Annotated in this window: 14 protein-coding genes; all 14 read right to left on the reverse strand. The window is 73.2% G+C overall.

Translation table 11 applies throughout. The features are described 5' to 3' along the window. Positions 1-44: 44 nt before the first annotated feature. The gene (locus O2V63_RS17590; protein WP_269168825.1) at positions 45-875 is read right to left on the reverse strand and encodes a F0F1 ATP synthase subunit delta; all 831 of its coding nucleotides are present in this window, start codon (positions 873-875) and stop codon (positions 45-47) included. Continuing rightward, positions 875-1486 (reverse strand): F0F1 ATP synthase subunit B, encoded by a 612-nt coding sequence (locus O2V63_RS17595; protein ID WP_269168826.1) that lies wholly within the window; start codon positions 1484-1486, stop codon positions 875-877. Before O2V63_RS17595 ends, O2V63_RS17590 begins: the two co-directional genes overlap by 1 nt. Positions 1487-1541: 55 nt before the next feature. Continuing rightward, entirely contained in the window at positions 1542-1778 is a 237-nt protein-coding gene (atpE, locus tag O2V63_RS17600) for an ATP synthase F0 subunit C (RefSeq protein WP_269168827.1), read from the reverse strand. A gap of 112 nt (positions 1779-1890) precedes the next feature. After that, a complete protein-coding gene (gene atpB, locus O2V63_RS17605; protein ID WP_269168828.1) occupies positions 1891-2718 on the reverse strand; it encodes a F0F1 ATP synthase subunit A in 828 nt (275 codons plus the stop codon). Positions 2719-3052: 334 nt separating this feature from the next. Beyond that, the gene (locus O2V63_RS17610; RefSeq protein WP_269168829.1) at positions 3053-3523 is read right to left on the reverse strand and encodes a hypothetical protein; all 471 of its coding nucleotides are present in this window, start codon (positions 3521-3523) and stop codon (positions 3053-3055) included. After that, on the reverse strand, positions 3520-4770 hold the full coding sequence (locus O2V63_RS17615) for a glycosyltransferase family 4 protein (protein WP_269164684.1): 1251 nt from the start codon (positions 4768-4770) through the stop codon (positions 3520-3522). The genes O2V63_RS17610 and O2V63_RS17615 overlap by 4 nt, the downstream gene beginning before the upstream one ends. A 3-nt stretch (positions 4771-4773) precedes the next feature. Then, positions 4774-6069 carry a serine hydroxymethyltransferase gene (gene glyA / locus O2V63_RS17620; RefSeq protein WP_269168830.1) on the reverse strand — a complete coding sequence of 432 codons (1296 nt, stop codon included), beginning with the start codon at positions 6067-6069 and terminating at the stop codon, positions 4774-4776. A gap of 177 nt (positions 6070-6246) precedes the next feature. Beyond that, complete coding sequence (locus O2V63_RS17625) at positions 6247-6888, reverse strand: L-threonylcarbamoyladenylate synthase (protein ID WP_269168831.1); 642 nt, start codon at positions 6886-6888, stop codon at positions 6247-6249. Between the two features lie 14 nt (positions 6889-6902). Continuing rightward, entirely contained in the window at positions 6903-7784 is an 882-nt protein-coding gene (gene prmC, locus O2V63_RS17630) for a peptide chain release factor N(5)-glutamine methyltransferase (RefSeq protein ID WP_269169140.1), read from the reverse strand. After that, complete coding sequence (gene prfA / locus O2V63_RS17635) at positions 7781-8860, reverse strand: peptide chain release factor 1 (protein WP_269168832.1); 1080 nt, start codon at positions 8858-8860, stop codon at positions 7781-7783. Before prfA ends, prmC begins: the two co-directional genes overlap by 4 nt. Positions 8861-8969: 109 nt before the next feature. Continuing rightward, a complete protein-coding gene (rpmE, locus tag O2V63_RS17640) occupies positions 8970-9200 on the reverse strand; it encodes a 50S ribosomal protein L31 (protein WP_269168833.1) in 231 nt (76 codons plus the stop codon). A gap of 159 nt (positions 9201-9359) precedes the next feature. After that, the gene (rho, locus tag O2V63_RS17645) at positions 9360-11684 is read right to left on the reverse strand and encodes a transcription termination factor Rho (RefSeq protein ID WP_269168834.1); all 2325 of its coding nucleotides are present in this window, start codon (positions 11682-11684) and stop codon (positions 9360-9362) included. Between the two features lie 234 nt (positions 11685-11918). Then, entirely contained in the window at positions 11919-12821 is a 903-nt protein-coding gene (locus O2V63_RS17650; RefSeq protein ID WP_442929040.1) for a homoserine kinase, read from the reverse strand. Between the two features lie 75 nt (positions 12822-12896). Continuing rightward, positions 12897-13988, reverse strand: a complete 1092-nt coding sequence (thrC, locus tag O2V63_RS17655; protein WP_269168836.1) for a threonine synthase — start codon at positions 13986-13988, stop codon at positions 12897-12899. Between the last annotated feature and the right edge of the window lie 14 nt (positions 13989-14002).

The following is a 14002-nucleotide window of genomic DNA, read 5'->3' on the forward strand; positions in this document are numbered from 1 at the left end:
TGGTGTCTGTGGTGGTGCGGTGCGGCGGTGCCGGTCGAGCTGGTTCAGCCGGCGAGCCGCCGGCCGCTGGCATCGAGTCGCGCAGCGATGCTGCCGTTGATGACCTCGTCGTCCACCCGGACGACCAGGCCACCGAGCACGTCGGGGTCGACCTGGACCTGCAGGCCCATCGTCCGCCCGTAGAGCCGGCCGAGCACGTCGATGAGCCGCTGCTCCTGCGCGGCCGTCAACGGGACGGCGGAGGTCACGTGGGCGACCGAACGCCCCCGGCGGCGCGCGGCCATCGTGGAGAGCCGCTCGACCTCGTTCTCCGGGTTGTGCACGTGCGAACTGGTCAGTGCGTTCCGCACCAGCCGCTCGGTCACCGGGCTGACCCGGCCGGAGAGCAGCCGGTCGAGGAGGGCGGTCTTGCCCTCCCGCGGCGCGGACCGGTCACCCAGGATGCGGGCGAGGTCGGCGTCGCCGGCCACGATGCGGCCGAACCGGAACAGCTCGTCCTCGACCCCCTCCAGCTCGCCACGCGCGTCGGCGGCGTCCAGCGCCGCCTCGGTGCCGAGGGTCTCGGTGGCCTCCACGAGGTCCCGCGGGCGGGACCAGCGCTGCCGGGCGACCGTCTCGACGACCGACAGGGTGTCGGCACCGAGCTGGCCGGAGAGCAGCCGCTGAGCCAGGCCGGCGCGGTCGTCGGGCCGCACGGAGGCGTCCGACAGCGCGCGCCGCAGCGACGGCTGGCCGTCCAGCAGGTTCGCCACCGCGAAGAGCTCGTCGGCCAGGGTGAGCAGGACGTCCCCGTGGTTGCGGCTGCGAGCCCCCTGGGACTTCTCCTGGAGGCTCGCCCGCGACTCCTCCATCGCGGCCCGGCTGGAGGCGTGCATCAGCGCTTGCCCTCGGGGACGTACACCGAGCTGCCGGTGTTGGCGCCCTCCGCCGGCTGCACCGCGCCGTTGCCGGCGGGGTTGCTCGCGGCCATCTGGTCCAGCTCGTCGAGGAACCGGTCGACGGTCCCGCTGCGGCGGGCGTCGTCGGCCAGGGACTCGCCGACCACCCGGCCGGCCAGCTCGACGGCGAGGCTGCCGATCTGGCCACGCAGCTCGGCCACGACCTGCTGACGGGCGGCAGCGAGCTGCTCCTCGCCGCGGGCCACGATCCGGGCCGACTCCTCCTGGGCCTGGGCGCGCAGCTGCTCGATGATCTGCTGCCCCTCCGCCCGGGCGGAGTCCCGGATCTGGGCGGCCTCGTTGCGGGCCTCGGCGAGCTGGGCCCGGTACTGCTCCAGCGCCGCCTTGGCCTCGGCCTGCATGGCCTCGGCCCGCTCGATCCCGCCCTCGATCGCCGCGCGCCGGGCCTGGAAGACCTGCTCGAACCGTGGCGCGACGAACTTGACCACCACGAACAGCAGGACCGCGAACGCGATCAGGCCGACGATGATCTCGCCGAGGGGCGGGAGGAGCGGGTTAGCGCCCTCCGCAGCAGCCAGGATGTTCATGCTCTCAACGTCCTCGTCTGGGTGTCAGTGACCGAACTCGTCCGACGAGTGGGGATCAGGCGCCCGAGCCGTAGACGAGGGGGGCGACGAAGCCGATCAGCGCCAGCGCCTCGGCCAGGGCGAAGCCCAGGAACGCGTAGGTACGGGTGAGGCCGGCCGACTCGGGCTGGCGAGCGGTGGCCTGGATGTAGGCGGCCCAGACGAGGCCCACACCGATGCCGGGGCCGATCGTGGCGATGCCGTAGCCGACCGAACCGATGCTGCCGTTGATCTCTGCGAGAACCTCGATCATTGCGGGGTGTTCCTCCTGTGTCGTCGCCCGGTGGTCACCGGGCGGCTGGCGGGGTCGTGCGGGTGGTGCAGTCCAGTCGGGTGACCTGTCAGGTCGGTCACCCTCCTGCAGGTCAGTGGGCGGCCTCGACGGAGCCGTTGAGGTAGGTGCCCATCAGCATCGTGAAGACGTAGGCCTGCAGGAAGATGACCAGCAGCTCGAAGAACGTCATCACGATCGCCATCAGCGCCGAGACCGGACCGAAGACGACGGAGAAGTTGTCCACCGAGAGCAGGTAGGTCGCCCCGAGGGCGAACGTCACCAGCAGCATGTGGCCGGCGAACATGTTGGCGAAGAGCCGGATCGCCAGCGTGAACGGCCGCACGATGAAGTTCTGCAGCAGCTCCAGCGGCGTGATCAGGATGTACATCGGCTTGGGCACACCGGGCAGGAACATGATGTCCCGGAAGTAGGGCCACAGGCCCTGGTTCTTGATGCCGACCGCGATGTAGACGACCCAGCAGATCAGCGCCAGCACCAGCGGGAACGCGAACTTCGACATCGGCGAGATCTGGGCGAGGGGGATGATCGCCATCAGGTTGTTCGCCAGGATGAAGAAGAACAGCGAGGCGAGGAACGGGGCGAACGGCAGGCCCTTGGGGCCGACGACGTCCCGGGCGATCCCGTCGCGGACGAACGAGTAGCCGGTCTCCCCGATGAACTGCATCTTGCCGGGCACGATCTGCGGCTTGCGGACCGCGGCCACCAGGAAGGCGATCATCGCCAGCGTGGCCACCCAGGCGATGATCGTGATCCGGGTGATCTCGAAGCCGACACCCAGCACGGAGAAGCTGGTCAGAACCTCGGGGTAGAACTCGCCGAGACCCGGGGGCGTGAAGCCGCCGCCGGGGTCGCTCTCCACAGCGAGCACGTCGCCGAGCGCGTGGGCGCTGGAGGTCACCGTTGTCCCTTCTGCGTCCTGGGCCGGCTCCGTCGTCCGCCCGGGGGGTGTCCGGCGTTCCGCCCCGAGACCGGGTCGGGTTCGCCGTATGTCTTGACCACCACGTAGATGGCCACTGTCACGCCGAGGACGATCCCGACCGGGAGGAACACGAGCGTGTCCAGCCACTGGTCGATCAGCCACCCGACCCCGCCCCACACCGCCATCCCGGACAGGAGCGTCCCGGTGACCGCCCAGCCCATGTCGGCCCCACTGGGCTGACGAGCTGCACGCGCAGGTCGTGGTCGAGCGCCCCCAGGTTCGGGAGTGTCCTCGGCCATCGGTTCGGACACTATCAGCCGCGCGGCGCCGGGTTTTCCGGGGAATGCCGCCGCTCCCCCGGTGGGGTCGGCGGCGGGACGTAGAACAGCTGGCGGGTCCAGACCCAGCGGAGCTGCACACCGCTCCACAGCAGCGCGCCGGCGACCACCGTCCAGGCCAGCACCTGCCGGTCCAGCCACCCGTCGGCCGGCAGGCCGGTCAGCAGCGGGAAGAGCACCAGCGCCTTGAGCCCGAACGTGCCCAGCGCGGCCGGCATGGTCCAGGTGTCGTCCACCTTGCCGGCCCACGCGACCACCAGCCCGGAGACGCAGAAGAACGCCGTCACGACGGTCGCACCGATGACGACGGTCAGCGCATCCGCCCAGCTGAGAGCCACGCCGACGGCACCAGCAGCCACTGCGGTCACCACCGCGGTGGCCAGCAGCCCGATCCGGAGGAAGGACAGGTCCCAGGGTGCGTCGCCGGTCGCCCGGGCGCCGCTCATCGGCGCACCCCGGCCGGGGTGGACGGCGCGACAGGGGTCGGGGGCCGTGTCGTCCCGGCGCCGTCCCGGACCGCACGGCTGGCCGGGTGCGCGGCGCGGCTGCGCTCCTTCATCGCGGCGAGCTCGGCCTCACGAGCGGCGATCGCCGCCCGGCGGGCGCGTGGGCTCAGCACGACGACGACGCCCACCACGAGCAGCGCGCCCACGATGACCAGGACTTCGACGGTGCCACCGGTGATGGACAGGGCGACGGCACCGAAGCTCAGCAGCGCGGCCCAGAAGTACATGATCAAGACGGCCCGGCGGTGCGAGTGGCCGATCGACAGCAGCCGGTGGTGCAGGTGCATCTTGTCCGGGCTGAACGGTGACTGACCGCGCCGGGTGCGGCGCACCACGGCCATCAGCAGGTCGATGAACGGGATGAAGAGCACCGCGATCGGCACGAGCAGCGGCAGGGTCAGCGGCAGCAGGCTGGCCGCCGAGCCGAGGGTCTGCGAGTCGGTCTGCCCGGTGGCCGAGACCGCGGCGGCCGACAGCATCAGCCCGACCAGCATCGAGCCGGAGTCGCCCATGAAGATCCGGGCCGGGCTGAAGTTGTGCGGCAGGAAGCCCAGGCACGCCCCGGCGAGCACGGCGGTGATCAGCGCCGGTGCGCTGGCCACGTCGTCGAAGCCGACCAGCCCCAGGTGGTAGCTGTAGGCGAAGAAGGCCAGCGCCGCGATCGCCGAGACGCCGGCCGCCAGCCCGTCCAGCCCATCGATGAAGTTGAGCGCGTTGACCGTCAGCACGGTCAGCAGGATCGTCGCCGGCACCCCGACGTCCGGGCCCAGGGAGAGGGTGCCGATGTCGGCGACCGGCAGGAACACGTAGGCCAGCTGCACGCCGAGCAGCACCATGACCCCGGCCGCGGCGATCTGGCCGGTCAGCTTGGTGAGCGCGTCCAGGCCGAACCGGTCGTCGAGCACCCCGAGCGCGCAGATCAGCCCCCCGGCCACCAGGACGGCGATCGTCTGGGTGCTGAACTCGAAGCTGCGCTGCAGTGAGGGCAGCTGCGAGGCGACCAGGACGCCGGCCGCCACGCCGAGGTACATCGCCACCCCCCCGCCCCGCGGGGTGGGGATGACGTGCACGTCGCGGTCACGCACCGCTGCCATCACCCGGAACCGGACCGCCGCCACCCGCACCACCGGCGTGGCCAGGAAGGTGACCAGCGCGGCGGCGAGGAGGACGACGGCGTACTCGCGCACGGCTCAGCCGACGCGCGTGGGCTCGGGGTAGGCCGGGTGGGCGCCGACGAGCTCGCGCACCCCGGCCGCGACCTCGGTCGTCCGGGAGCCGTCGGCGTCCCGGATCGCGGCACCGATGAGCGAGGCGATCGACTTCATGTCGTCCTCCACCATGCCCTGGGTGGTGACCGAGGGGCTGCCGACCCGGACGCCGGAGGCGACCGAGGCCGGCTGCGGGTCGAAGGGGATGGCGTTCTTGTTCAGCACGATGCCGGCCGCGTCGCAGCGGGCCTCGGCGACCTTGCCGGTGACCAGCTCGCCGGCGGTGTCGGTGACCTCGCGCAGGTCCAGCAGCGCCAGGTGGGTGTCGGTGCCGCCGGCGACCGGCCGCAGGCCCTCGGCGGCCAGGCCCTCGGTGAGCGCCTGGGCGTTGGTGATCACCTGACGGGCGTAGGCCTGGTACTCCGGCTGCAGGCACTCCTTGAGGTTCACCGCCTTGGCGGCGATGGCGTGCATGAGCGGGCCACCCTGCATCATCGGGAAGGCCGACTTGTCGATGGCCTTGGCGTGCTCCGCCTTGCAGACGATGGCGCCGCCACGGGGGCCGCGCAGCACCTTGTGCGTGGTGAAGGTGACGACGTCGGCGTAGGGCACCGGCGAGGGGATCGCCTTCCCGGCCACCAGGCCGATGAAGTGCGCCGCGTCGACCATGAAGATCGCGCCGACCTCGTCGGCGATCTCCCGGAAGGCGGCGAAGTCGATCAGCCGCGGGATCGCCGAGCCACCGGCGACGATGAGCTTGGGCCGGTGCTCGCGAGCCAGGTCGCGGACCTGGTCGTAGTCGATGTGCTCGGTCTTCTCGTCGACGCCGTACTGCACGGCGTTGAACCACTTGCCGGAGAAGGAGACCTTGGTGCCGTGGGTGAGGTGCCCGCCGTGCGGCAGCGCCATGCCCAGCAGGGTGTCACCGGGCTGCAGGAAGGCGCCGTAGGCCGCCAGGTTCGCGCTGGCACCGGAGTGCGGCTGCAGGTTGACGTGCTCGGCGCCGAACAGCTCCTTGCCGCGGGCGATGCCGATCTCCTCGGCCCGGTCGACGACCTCGCAGCCGCCGTAGTACCGCCGTCCCGGGTAGCCCTCGGCGTACTTGTTCGACAGCGTGCTCCCCAGCGCGGCCAGGACGGCGGGGCTGGTGAAGTTCTCGCTGGCGATCAGCTGCAGGCCGCCCCGCAGCCGGTCGAGCTCGTCGAGGACCACGCCGGAGATCTCCGGGTCGAAGTCGGCCAGGGCGTCGAAGTCCGGGCCCCAGTAGGGGGTGCTCATCGCGGGTGCACTCCTGCTGCTCGGTGCGGGTGCCCGCGTGCACTCGTCGATGAGGGCCGCGCGGCTGTCGCACCACGGTATCGCTGTGGCCGGGCGATGCTCCGCATCGCACCGCGGCCGGCTGCCGATCCCGTGAGGTGAGTCGCTCGGAAGCCCTCGGACGCGGTGCGGCGCGGGTCAGTCCGTGATGCCGGGGACGACCTCGCGCAGCTGCTCCAGCTCGATGGCGCCCAGACGGAGCACCCGGGGGGTCGGGGCCGTGCAGTCGACGATCGTGCTGGGCGCCGAGCCGGAGCGCGGCCCCCCGTCCAGGACCACCGCGGCGTGCTCGCCCAGCTGGTAGGCCGCCTCTGCCGCGGTCGTGCCGGCCGGACGGCCGGAGCGGTTAGCGCTGGAGACCGCGAGCGGGCCGGTGCGCCGCAGCAGGTCGCGGGTCACGTCGTCGTCCGGCAGCCGGACGGCGACCGTCCCGTCGGCGTCCCCGAGGTCCCACGCCAGCGACGGTGCGTGCTCCACCACCAGGGTCAGCCCCCCGGGCCAGAAGGCCGCGGCCAGCTCGTGGGCCACCTGGGGCACGGTGACGACCAGACCGGCCAGCGTGGACGCCTCCCCCACCAGCACCGGGACGGGCATGTTGCGGCCCCGGTTCTTGGCCGCCAGCAGCCGGGTGACCGCGCTCGGGGTGAACGCGTCGGCGGCCACCCCGTAGACGGTGTCGGTCGGGAGCAGCACGAGCTCACCGCGGGACAGCGCCATGGCGGCGGCGGTCAGCCCCGCCTCGCGCTGGTCGGGGTCACTGCAGTCGAAGACGTCGGCCACGGCTCGGGAGTCTGTCACTGCCCCGGCGAGGACGACCGGGCGGTCGTGTAGCGCGGCCGGTCGGCGAGGTCACGGTGGTCGGCGACGTCGGCCCACCGCCCGTGGGCCCGGACCAGCGCCGGCAGCGCACTCCCCTGCTGGTCGGCGTGCTCGATGCCCAGCCAGCCGCCCGGGCGCAGCAGGCGCGCGGCCGTGCCCAGCATCCCGCGGACGACGTCGAGCCCGTCCGGGCCGCCCCACAGCGCCAGCGGCGGGTCGTGCTCGGTGACCTCCCGGGGCAACCGGGCACCGTCGGGCACGTAGGGCGGGTTGGAGACCACGACGTCCACGACGCCGTCCAGCTCGCACAGCAGCGCCGGGTCGGTCATGTCGCCGGCCAGCACCTCGACGGGGGTGTCGCCGGCCGCGGCGCGGGCCGCGGCGTTGTGCCGGGTCCACTCGATCGCCGCGGCGTCCCGTTCGACGGCCACGACCCGGGCGCCGGGGTGCTCGTTGGCCACCGCGAGCGCGATCGCACCGGAGCCCGCACCCAGGTCGACGACGGTGGGCGCGGCCAGCCCGGCGATCCTGGTCAGCACCCAGCCGGCGAGGAGCTCGGTCTCCGGGCGGGGCACGAAGACCCCGGGACCGACCGACAGCTCGAGGTGCCGGAAGGGTGCGGTCCCGGTGAGGTGCTGCAGCGGGACCCGGGCGGCGCGCTCCTCGACCAGTGCGGCGTACCGGGCTGCCTGCTCGCCGGGCACCTCGCCGAGGGTCAGCAGCGCCGTGCGCGTCACCCCGAGGACGGCGGCCAACAGCAGCTCGGCGTCCACCCGGGGTGACTCCACGCCGGCCGCGGCGAGCCGTCGGACGGCGTCGCCGAGCAGCGCCCGGCCGGTGGACGGGGTCGTGGTCAGGAGCCGGCCGCCAGCAGCTCGGCAGTCGCGGCCGCGGTCAGCGCGTCCAGGACCGGGTCGAGGTCGCCGTCCAGCACCTGGTCGAGGTTGTGCGCCTTGAAGCCGACCCGGTGGTCGGCGATGCGGTTCTCCGCGAAGTTGTAGGTGCGCACCCGCTCGCTGCGGTCGACCGTCCGCACCTGGCTGCGCCGCTGGTCCGACGCGGTGGCGGCGGCCTCCTCCCGCGCGGCGGCGAGCAGCCGGGAACGCAGCACCCGCAGGGCGGACTCGCGGTTCTGCAGCTGGCTCTTCTCGTTCTGCGAGCTGACCACGATCCCGGAGGGCAGGTGCGTGATCCGCACCGCGGAGTCGGTGGTGTTGACGCTCTGCCCGCCGGGCCCGGAGGAACGGAAGACGTCGATGCGCAGGTCGTTCGGGTCGACGCTGACGTCGACCTCCTCGGCCTCGGGGAGCACGAGCACCCCGGCCGCCGAGGTGTGGATCCGGCCCTGGGACTCGGTGACCGGGACCCGCTGCACGCGGTGCACGCCGGCCTCGAACTTCAGCCGGGCGAAGATCCCCTCGTCGGTGCGCGACTTGATCGCCACGGCGACGTCCTTGTACCCGCCCAGCTCGGCCTGGACGGCGTCGAGGACCTCGGTCGCCCAGCCGCGCCGCTCGGCGTAGCGCAGGTACATCCGCAGCAGGTCGCCGGCGAACAGCGCCGACTCCGCCCCGCCCTCCCCGGCCTTGATCTCGAGGATGACGTCCTTGTCGTCGTCGGGGTCCTTGGGCAGCAGCAGCTCGGTGAGCCGGCCGGTCAACTCGCCGACGCTGCCCGCCAGCTGGTCGGCCTCGGCGGCGAAGGAGGCGTCCTCCCCGGCGAGCTCGCGGGCGGCGGCGAGGTCGTCGGTCGCGGCGTCGAGCGCGCGTGCGGTCTCCACGACCGGGGCGAGCTGGGCGTACCGCCGGCCCAGCCGGCGGGCCCGCGCGGCATCGGAGTGCACCGCCGGGTCGGCGAGCTCGGCCTCCAGCTCGCGATGCTCGGCGAGCAGGCCGGCGAGCCGGTCGCTGCCGGCTCCGGTGCTGCTGCTCACGGGCACTCCTCTGTTCTTCGGTCCCGACAGGCCGCCGGCCGGTGGAGCGGACATGACGACGGCGCCCGCGCCGCCCTGGTGCAGGGCGGCGCGGGCGCCGTCGGGGGTGCTACTGGCCGGCGGGGGTGCCGGGGGCGCGCTTGCCGAACCGCTTCTCGAAGCGGGCGACGCGGCCACCGGTGTCCAGGATCTTCTGCTTGCCGGTGTAGAAGGGGTGGCACGCCGAGCAGACCTCGACGGTCAGCTGACCGGACGGCGAGGTGCTGCGGGTGGTGAACGTGTTACCGCAACCACAAGTCACCTCGGTGACGTTGTACTGCGGGTGGATGTCGGCCTTCATGCCGGTACACCCTCTCTCTGGTCTCGGGGTCTGCTGGTTCGATCAACCGCCGGGAGACGGCGGCAGAGGCTCAGTCGGCCAGTGTACGGCCCTGGCCAGGTGCCGGGACGTGAGGTGCACCCCCGCCCCCGCCGCGAGCGGCAGGGGGCGGGGAGGTCCTCACTCCTTCTCGTTCACACCCAGGGTCGTCTTCTGCACCTGCATCAGGAACTCGATGTTGTTGCGCGTCTTGCGCATCCGGTCGAGCAGCAGCTCCAGGGCCTGCTGGGGCTCCAGGGCCGACAGCACCCGGCGCAGCTTGATGATGATCGCCAGCTCGTCGGGCGAGAGGAGGATCTCCTCCTTGCGGGTGCCCGAGGCGTTCACGTCGACCGCCGGGAAGACCCGCTTGTCGGCCAGCCGCCGGTCCAGCTTGATCTCGGCGTTCCCGGTGCCCTTGAACTCCTCGAAGATGACCGTGTCCATCGTCGAACCGGTCTCGACCAGCGCCGAGGCGATGATCGTCAGCGAGCCGCCGTTCTCGATGTTGCGGGCCGCCCCGAGGAAGCGCTTGGGCGGGTAGAGCGCCGTGGAGTCCACGCCACCGGAGAGGATGCGCCCGCTGGCGGGGGCTGCCAGGTTGTAGGCGCGGCCCAGCCGGGTGATCGAGTCGAGCAGGACGACGACGTCGTGGCCCATCTCGACCAGGCGCTTGGCCCGCTCGATCGACAGCTCGGCGACCGTGGTGTGGTCGGCCGGCGGCCGGTCGAAGGTCGAGGCGATGACCTCGCCCTTCACCGAGCGCTGCATGTCGGTGACCTCTTCGGGCCGCTCGTCGACCAGCACCACCATGAGGTGGACCTCGGGGTTGTTGGTCGTGATCGCGTTGGCGATCGACTGCAGCACCATCGTCTTGCCGGCCTTCGGCGGGCTGACGATCAGCGCCCGCTGGCCCTTGCCGATCGGCATGACGAGGTCGATGAGCCGGGTGGTCATCAGGTGCGACTCGGTCTCCAGCCGCAGTCGGTCCTGCGGGTAGAGCGGGGTCAGCTTGGTGAACTCGGGGCGGTTGCGCGCCTGCTCCGGGTCCAGCCCGTTGACCGAGTCCAGCCGGACCAGCGCGTTGTACTTGTCCTTCTTCTCGCCCTCACGGGGCTGACGGACGGCGCCGGTGATGGCGTCGCCGCGGCGCAGGCCGTAGCGACGCACCTGGGACAGCGAGACGTAGACGTCGTTCGGGCCGGTCAGGTACCCCGACGTGCGGACGAACGCGTAGCTGTCCAGCACGTCCAGGATGCCCGCCACCGGGAGGAGGACGTCGTCCTCGCTGACGGTGGGCTCGCCCTGGTCGAAGCGCTCGCGCCCGCCGGCGCTGCCGCCGCGCCGGTTGCGATCGCGGTACCGACGACCACGGCGACCGCGGCCGCCCTCGAAGTCGTCGTCGTCCTCGTCGTTCCGGGTGTCGTTGCGGTTGGCGCTCGCGTCGTTCCGGTTGGCGCCCGCGTCGCCGCGGCCGTCGTTCCGGTTGCCCGGGCCGTCGTTCCGGTTGCCCGGGCCGTCGTTCCGGTTGCCGTCCCGGTTGTTGCGGCCCGGCCGACCGGACTCGCCCTCGTTGCGGTTGCGCCCGCCGCGCTGCTCCCCGTCACGATCGGCACCCTCGCGGCCGCCCCGCTCGTCCCGGCCGGCGGAGTCCCGGTTGCGGTCCTCGCGGCTGTTCCGCTCGTCACGGCTGCCGGAGTCGCGGTTGCGGTCCTCCCGCTCGCCGGAGTCGCGGTTCCCCCGCTCCTCGCGGGTGGCGGAGTCGCGGTTGCCGGAGTCCCGGTTGCCCCGCTCCTCGCGCTCGCCGCCTTCCCGGGGCGCACGCTCGGCGCGGTCCCGGTTGCGGCTGCGCTGCGGTCGGTCACCGTCGGGGCGGTTGTCGGACTGGGCCGGCTCGGCCGCCTCGACCGTGGCCGGCTCCGCGGTGTCGTCTCCGGCGACCGGGGCCGCAGCAGCGACGGCCGGGGAGTCGACGGTGGGTGCCCCGGCCGGACGGCTGGCCCCGCGGCGCCGACGGCCCGTGGGGGCCGCGTCGGCGGGAGCAGCGTCGGCGGGAGCAGCGTCGGCGGGAGCGGCGTCGGTGCTGGGGACGGTCGCCGGACCGCCGTTGGCACCGCCGCTGACCGGGGCCTCCAGCGGTGCTGCCGGAGCAGTGCTGCGCTCGTCGGCACGGGGAGCGGGCATGCTCGGGGTGCTGGCCGGCGCACCGGCGGACGAGGTGGGTTCGGCGGCGGGGCCGGCGCCCACCTGCCGCTCGGAGATCGCGGCGACGAGGTCGCTCTTGCGCATCTTGCCGGTGCCGGGGATGCCCAGTTCGCCGGCCAGGCGCTGCAGTTCGGGCAGCAGCATGCCGGACAGTCCGCTGCCACGGCGGCGGGAACGGGGAGCCGTCCCGCTGCCGGCAGCTGCCTCGTCGGACGGGGCGGCGTCGCGCTCGCCGTCGAGGAGGTCGGTGCTCTCGCTCACGTACAGGTCCTTCCCTGCGGTGACCTGCGCCTACCAGCGCAGGAGGTGACCCGTCCCCGGAACGCGAGAGCCAGTGTCGGACTCGTCGGATCGACCGGGATGACGCGGGTCTGTGGATTGCGAGGGGTTCAGCGGCGACGGGTCGACCGTCTGCAACGCCCCGCGTGAGGCTCGCCCGGAGGCGGCTACGTCGTCAGCCTAGACACAGGCCGACACACCTTTCAACACAGTCCGTCACGGGTGTGTTCCAGGCGCCCCGGACGATACCGCATCGTGATCACCGGACAACGGGGTGACGACGGCGCCGGTGGGGTCGACGGGCAGCGGCCGGCACTCCCAGCCCGCCGGCGTCGCCTCCTGCAGGGCTCTCACCTGCACCGCAGCGGCCGGCGCGGCGGCGTCCTCGTCGGGACCGAGCACGGCCAGCGCCAGCACGCACGGACCGGCGCCGGAGACGACGGCGGCGTGCCCGTCGGCCCGCAGCCGGGCCAGCAGGGTGGCGCTCTCGGGCATGGCCGGCGCCCGCTGCGCCTGGTGCAGCCGGTCCTCGGTGCCCTCGAGGAGCAGGGCCGGATCGCGGGTGAGCGCGTGCACCAGGAGTGCGGAGCGACCGGCGGCGTGGGCGGCGTCGGCGTGCGGCACCGTCTCGGGCAGCAGCCCCCGGGCCAGGTGCGTGGCCAGCGTGGTGGCCGGGACGAACAGCACCGGGGCGATCCGCGGGTCGACGGCCAGCCGCGCGGCGCGTGCGCCGGAGGCCGTCGTCCAGGACAGTGTCGCCCCACCGAGCAGGCACGGGGCGACGTTGTCCGGGTGGCCCTCGAGCTCCGAGCACAGCCGCAGCACGGCCTCGGCGTCGACCTCGGCGACGTCGGGGCACAGCGCCCACGCCGCCAGGACCCCGGCGGTCACCGCCGCGGCGGAGGAGCCCATCCCCCGCCCCTGCGGGATGGTGTTGCGCGCGGACAACCGCAGGCCCGCCGGCGTCCACCCCAGCTCGGCGGAGGCGGCCCGGAACGCGCGCACCACCAGGTGCGACTCGTCGGTCGGCAGCTCACCGGCGCCGGCCCCCGCCACCTCGACGGTCAGCCCACCGTCGGTGACGGCGACGTCGAGGGAGTCCCAGCAGGACAGCGCCAACCCGGCACAGTCGTAGGCCGGACCGAGGTTCGCACTCGTCGCCGGGACACGGATCCGGACCGCGGCGGGCTGCACTCAGAGCCCCAGCTGCGCCGCGGCGGCGGCCGCGTCGACCGGGATGGTGACCGGTGCCGGCGCACCGGAGATGGCCCACTCCGGGTCCTTGAGGCCGTTGCCGGTGACCGTGCAGACCACCCGCTGGCCGGGCTCGAGGCCACCGGCCTCGGCCACCTGCAGCAGACCGGCCACCGACGCGGCCGACGCCGGCTCGACGAAGACCGCCTCGCTGCGGGCCAGCAGCCGGTAGGCGGCGAGGATCGCCCGGTCGGTGACGGCGTCGATCCGGCCACCGGAGGTGTCCCGGGCGTCCAGCGCCTTCGTCCAGGACGCCGGGTTGCCGATCCGGATGGCGGTGGCGATGGTCTCGGGCCGGTCGACCACCCTGCCGGTGACGATCGGCGCCGCACCGGCGGCCTGGAAGCCCCACATCTCCGGGGTGTGGGTGGCCGGGCCGTCAGCCGCGTACTCGCGGTAGCCCTGCCAGTAGGCGGTGATGTTGCCGGCGTTGCCGACCGGCAGGCAATGCACGTCCGGGGCGTCGCCGAGCACGTCGACGATCTCGAACGACGCCGTCTTCTGGCCCTCGATGCGGTACTGGTTGACGCTGTTGACCAGGCTGACCGGGTAGTCGATCGCCAGCTTGCTGGCCAGGGTCAGGCAGTCGTCGAAGTTGCCCTCGACCTGCAACAGCTTCGCCCCGTGCACCAGCGCCTGGGCGAGCTTGCCGGTGGCGATCTTCCCCTGCGGCACGAGCACCGCACAGACCAGCCCTGCGCGGGCGGCGTAGGCCGCCGCGCTGGCGCTGGTGTTGCCGGTGGACGCACAGATGACCGCCTGCGCGCCCTCCTCCACCGCCTTGGAGATGGCCATGGTCATGCCGCGGTCCTTGAACGACCCCGTGGGGTTGGCGCCCTCGACCTTCAGCCAGACCTCGCAGCCGGTGCGGCGGGACAGCTCCGGTGCCGGCAGCAGCGGGGTGGCGCCCTCCTGCAGCGTCACCACCGGGGTGGCGGCGCTCACCGGCAACCGGTCCCGGTAGGCCTCGATCAGGCCCGGCCAGTACGGCGAGACGGGAGCGCGCAGCCCCGTCGGGAGTCCAGCGCTCATGACCACATCACCCG

It is taken from the genome of Modestobacter sp. VKM Ac-2977 (assembly GCF_026968045.1).
Taxonomy (GTDB): Bacteria; Actinomycetota; Actinomycetes; order Mycobacteriales; family Geodermatophilaceae; genus Modestobacter.

Bases quoted from the DNA above. Each gene is read 5' to 3' on its own strand.
- O2V63_RS17590 (WP_269168825.1), bottom strand. From the start codon at position 875: ATGCACGCCTCCAGCCGGGCCGCGATGGAGGAGTCGCGGGCGAGCCTC.
- O2V63_RS17595 (WP_269168826.1), bottom strand. From the start codon at position 1,486: ATGAACATCCTGGCTGCTGCGGAGGGCGCTAACCCGCTCCTCCCGCCC.
- atpE (WP_269168827.1), bottom strand. From the start codon at position 1,778: ATGATCGAGGTTCTCGCAGAGATCAACGGCAGCATCGGTTCGGTCGGC.
- O2V63_RS17610 (WP_269168829.1), bottom strand. From the start codon at position 3,523: ATGAGCGGCGCCCGGGCGACCGGCGACGCACCCTGGGACCTGTCCTTC.
- glyA (WP_269168830.1), bottom strand. From the start codon at position 6,069: ATGAGCACCCCCTACTGGGGCCCGGACTTCGACGCCCTGGCCGACTTC.
- rpmE (WP_269168833.1), bottom strand. From the start codon at position 9,200: ATGAAGGCCGACATCCACCCGCAGTACAACGTCACCGAGGTGACTTGT.
- thrC (WP_269168836.1), bottom strand. From the start codon at position 13,988: ATGAGCGCTGGACTCCCGACGGGGCTGCGCGCTCCCGTCTCGCCGTAC.